We start from the raw sequence: 2,381 nt of genomic DNA on the forward strand, positions 1-2,381 counted from the left end.
ACAGAAGATATTTTGCGAGCCCCGATGGTAATACAGGCAGCAGCAGCTTCTCTAGAAATAGTAGCCTTGGAAAAACATCGGCGCTATTGTTTAGAGCAATGGCAAAAAATTGACCTTAGTAATGATTGGCAACGTAAGCAATACTATTGGCAGGAATGTCAAGAAGCTAATCGCAGGCTGATCGAGTTAGAGAAGATACGTCAGGTGGGTATTTCAGAGCTATTAACTATGTAGCAATTCTCAAACGCTATAAATTCCTATTACTTAACATCATGAAAGTGACTATAATCAATAATTCTACTGCCGTCTGATTTCCTATCAAACATATCTACAAAACGTCTATCCCACAAAATTTCTGATGCAGTGTAAGAGTGACGAGTATGAATAGTCTGGGAAACCGTTTCATCAATACCGACTAGGGTGATAATAAGTGTGGCTTCCATTTCAGCGAGAGACTCTGGTGTTTCCCCATATAACGGACTACTTTCATCAATCGGATGCATGACTGTCCAAGTTAGACCAAAGCTAGGGGTTTGGCTACGCAACAGTTTCATGTCGTAGAATCGACGCATGGATTCCCCTTCCAAGGTCACTTCATTGCGCAGCAAACTTACCCTGAGCTGAGCTTCCAGAATTCGATTATCCCGTTCATTGGCAGTGCGAAACATAAGGGTAGTTACCCCATTATGGGGCGTAATCACTGCCCTACGACTGAAGATGACTCTGGCAGTAGGGCTAGAGAAGCGGGCAAACATGAGTCCGGTTGCCATAGCTAGAGCCATCAAACCCACTAGAGCTTCTATGGTAACGATGATATTAGCATAGGAGGTCACGGGATACATGGCACCATAACCAATGGATGCCATGGTCTGAACGCTGAAGAAAAAGACATCTAAAAAAGCACCTGGACGGGCATTTTCAATACAATTTCCTCCAGCTAGGTACAATAGGGCAAAGACGATGTTAATGGTTAAATAACAAACCGCAATTAGCCCGAAAAACATTGGCCAATTAACGGTGAGCATTATATGATAAGGGTCACGCCAATGGTTATGGGATGACCCTTTGATAATTACGTCTAATTGTCGTCTAGGTCTAGTCCGTTGAGCGATGCGCATCTTAGTTACTTTAAAATTATTAATAGCAATTTTGTTTGGATAGTTTACCGTAAGCTATCAGCTATCAGCTATCAGCTATCAGCTATCAGCTATCAGCTATTAGGTATCAGCTATTAGGTATTAGGTATTAGGTATTAGGTATTAGGTATTAGGTATTAGGTATTAGGTATTAGGTATTAGCCTGTTCTACGATAGAATAGTTTCGAATACAATAACCTGACGGCTGACGGCTGACGGCTGACGGCTGACGGCTGACTGCTGACTGCTGACTGCTGACTGCTGAGCACTGACTATTTATTTTTTTAAAATATTTATCGATTGATTTACTTGATTTATTAGTGTTTTATTACCGTCTATTTTAAGCTTTTCTAAAGCGGAAATAGCATCTTTTTTGACACTTTTATTTTTAGAATTAGTTCCCAAGTATTCCAAAGATTTAACCGCCTGTTGCTTCACAGTAGGATCTTTCGACTCTTTAGCTACTGTTTCTATATTTTGAATAGCATTTTTTTTAACCTGAGGATCGGCTGATTTTTTTCCTACTGCTTCTATATTTTGAATAGCCTCTTGCTTAACCTTGGTCTCTTGTGATGTTATTGCCAATTTTTGATTAGCCGTAATCGTTGCTTGTATGGCTTGATTTTGTTGCTCCCTAGCTTCTTGAACTTCAAGGTTTAAATTAGTAATAGTTGATGCTGTGCTAAAAACACTAGGGAAAAACAACCCCAAGGTTAAGGCTAAGCCAATTACCTTGAACTTGGATTTCCTAAATACTAAAACATCACTCAACAAAAACGTCCCAATCACAGCACTAATCATACCTAGAAATAGGTTGGCTGGTAGCAAACACAAAAAGGAGCTACAAGCTGCGGAATTAACTGATATACTAGAGGATGGCTGTACTTGTTCTAAAACAATCTTGGTTAAGCCACCAACAGCTCCAGGGGCTGCCACATAAGTAACTAGCTCATTCATGGTCATTTCTTCTGACGAAGTGACTTCTGGTTCATAGGATTTAGAGATATTAGATTGAGGGTTATTCATGCTGTCTTTAAGCCATCTAACTATATTATTTATCTAACTATAGCGTTTATCATAGTAATGAGGTACACATATTTTTTTCCCTGTTCCCTGTTCCCTGTTCCCTGTTCCCTGTTCCCTGTTCCCTGTTCCCTTAGATTTCCCCATCTGATTTATTCAGTCAGTTGACCACTAACTAATGCCCATCCTGTGGTGACCTGACCGTAAGCCCAAGTAGCGTAA

3 protein-coding genes and 1 pseudogene are annotated in these 2,381 nt (G+C 40.2%); 2 read left to right on the top strand and 2 right to left on the bottom strand.

The features are described 5' to 3' along the window. Window positions 1–234 (top strand): annotated as a pseudogene (locus tag F6K37_RS38445) (DNA primase); the annotation flags it as partial. A gap of 26 nt (window positions 235–260) precedes the next feature. On the opposite strand, the gene F6K37_RS38450 reads toward F6K37_RS38445, so the two are convergent. Continuing rightward, window positions 261–1,118, bottom strand: a complete 858-nt coding sequence (locus tag F6K37_RS38450; RefSeq protein WP_287256377.1) for an ion channel — start codon at window positions 1,116–1,118, stop codon at window positions 261–263. On the opposite strand from F6K37_RS38450, the gene F6K37_RS38455 reads away from it, so the two are divergent. Continuing rightward, on the top strand, window positions 1,104–1,235 hold the full coding sequence (locus F6K37_RS38455; RefSeq protein WP_287256408.1) for a hypothetical protein: 132 nt from the start codon (window positions 1,104–1,106) through the stop codon (window positions 1,233–1,235). The genes F6K37_RS38450 and F6K37_RS38455 overlap by 15 nt on opposite strands. A 177-nt stretch (window positions 1,236–1,412) precedes the next feature. Here F6K37_RS38455 and F6K37_RS38460 read toward each other — a convergent pair whose 3' ends face one another. Continuing rightward, on the bottom strand, window positions 1,413–2,162 hold the full coding sequence (locus F6K37_RS38460; protein ID WP_287256411.1) for a hypothetical protein: 750 nt from the start codon (window positions 2,160–2,162) through the stop codon (window positions 1,413–1,415). Window positions 2,163–2,381: the final 219 nt, after the last annotated feature.

The organism is Moorena sp. SIO4E2, from assembly GCF_010671945.1.
Taxonomy (GTDB): Bacteria; Cyanobacteriota; Cyanobacteriia; order Cyanobacteriales; family Coleofasciculaceae; genus Moorena; species Moorena producens.